Below are 1785 nucleotides of genomic sequence, written 5' to 3'. Positions count from 1 at the left end.
CGGGCAAACGTTGCCTGCCGCGGCACTAGCGGTTGCCGACGGGTACCTCGTCGGAGGCATACGGCCCGTGCGGGGGCCGCCAGTCCGCGATGCCCGCGAAGCCGCGCAGGACCAGCGCGGGTCCCGCCTTGGAGAGCGCGGCGACGGAGGCGTTGCGTACGGCGATCCCGGCGCGGCTCGTCATCATGTTGAGCCGGGCGGTCCGCACGGCCTGACGGACGATGGCAGTCGTACGGGGCAGCCGGGCCGCCGAGTACGCGGCGAGATCTTCGCCGTGGTGGGCCAGCACGACCGCGTCCTCGATGGCCTGGTTGCCGCCCTGGCCGAGTGTCGGCGGCATGGCGTGCGCGGCGTCGCCGAGCAGGGCGACCCGGCCGCGGTGAAAGGCGGGCAGCGGCTCCGCGATGTGGTGGACGTCGTGGCGCAGCACGTCCTCGGGGCGGGCAGCGGCGAGGACGGCGGGGATCGGGTCGTGCCAGTCGCCGAAGCGCCGGAGGAGTTCGGCCCTCTCGTCGTCCGGGGCGTGCTGCCCGGCGGGGGTGACGGCCGCGGCGTAGGCGTAGACGCGGCCGTCCTTGAGCGGGTGTGTTCCCCAGATGCGGCCCCGGCCCCAGGTCTCGTGTGAGGCGAACGTGGCACCAGGCACGGGAATCACCACGCGCCAAGTACTGAAACCGGAGTAGACGGGCCCCGGGTGGTCCGGGAACAGCGCCCTGCGTACGCCGGAGTGGATGCCGTCGGCGGCCACCACCAGGTCGGCCTCCAGGTCGCCGTCCGGCGTGGCGATACGGGCCGGGCGCTCGGCGTCGCCCGGGTCGGCGAGGGTCGCGGCAGCGGCCGTACGGATGGCGTCCGGCGGAATCAGGGCGGCGAGGCTGCTGATGAGTGTGGCCCGGTGCAGCATGACCAGCGGACCGCCGAAACGCTCGGCCGCCGCCGCGGCGTCGGTACGGGAGAGCCAGCGCCCGCGCGGTGTGCGCAGCCCGCCGTCCCCTTGCCAGGCGGCGAGATCGCGGATCTCGCCGCCGACGCCGAGGGTGTCCAGGGCGCGCAGGGCGTTCGGAGCGAGCGAGATGGCCGCGCCGATCGGCTCCAGGGAGCGGGCCCGCTCCAGAACGGTGACCCGCAGACCGCGCAGATGCAGGGCTGCGGCGGCGGTGAGGCCTCCGATGCCGCCGCCGATGACGACGGCGTGCGACGACTGTGCCATGGCTCCTCCTGGGTACGCCGGGGACCACTTGGCTCACTACACATGTAGTTGACCGATGCGCCGACTGTACTACGGATGTAGTGAGCGAGGTAGCTTGACCTCCATGTCCGTACGCACCACGGGCGCCTCCCGCGCCGAACTCATCGCCGACACCGCCCTCGCCCTGCTCGCCGAGCGCGGCATGCGCGGGCTCACCCACCGGGCGGTGGACGAGGCCGCCGGGCTACCCCAGGGCTCGACCTCGAATCTCGCGCGGACCCGCCTTGCGCTCCTGGAGCTCGCGGTGCGGCGCCTCGCCGACCGCGAGGCGCGGGTGCTCGCGCTGCACGAGATGCCGACCCCCGAGGAAGGTCTCGGCGCACTGGTGGACGGCCTGGCCCTGGCGACCCACCGCTCCCTGACCCGCAACCGCGAACTTACCCTCGCCCGTTACGAGTTGGCCCTTGAGGCCACGCGCCGGCCCGAGTTGCGGCAGCACTTCGACGCGGCCGGCGCCCGCTTCCGGAACCAGCTGACCGCCCTGGTGACGGCCATGGGCTCGACCGACCCGGCCCGGCACGCACTGTCGCTGGTGG

Annotated in this window: 2 protein-coding genes; one reads left to right on the top strand and one right to left on the bottom strand. The window is 73.9% G+C overall.

What is annotated here, in order from left to right; translation table 11 throughout:
• Window positions 1–25: 25 nt before the first annotated feature.
• The gene (locus BIV24_RS30490) at window positions 26–1210 is read right to left on the bottom strand and encodes an FAD-dependent monooxygenase (protein ID WP_071369705.1); all 1185 of its coding nucleotides are present in this window, start codon (window positions 1208–1210) and stop codon (window positions 26–28) included.
• A gap of 103 nt (window positions 1211–1313) precedes the next feature.
• Between BIV24_RS30490 and BIV24_RS30485 the strand changes: the two genes are divergently transcribed.
• Window positions 1314–1785: TetR/AcrR family transcriptional regulator (locus tag BIV24_RS30485; RefSeq protein WP_071369704.1), on the top strand; the 472-nt coding region annotated here is incomplete at its 3' end.

It is taken from the genome of Streptomyces colonosanans, assembly GCF_001866645.1.
GTDB classification, from domain to species: Bacteria; Actinomycetota; Actinomycetes; order Streptomycetales; family Streptomycetaceae; genus Streptomyces; species Streptomyces colonosanans.
The sequence above is the reverse complement of the archived record's forward strand: the minus strand, read 5'-3'. Positions and strand labels throughout refer to the sequence as shown.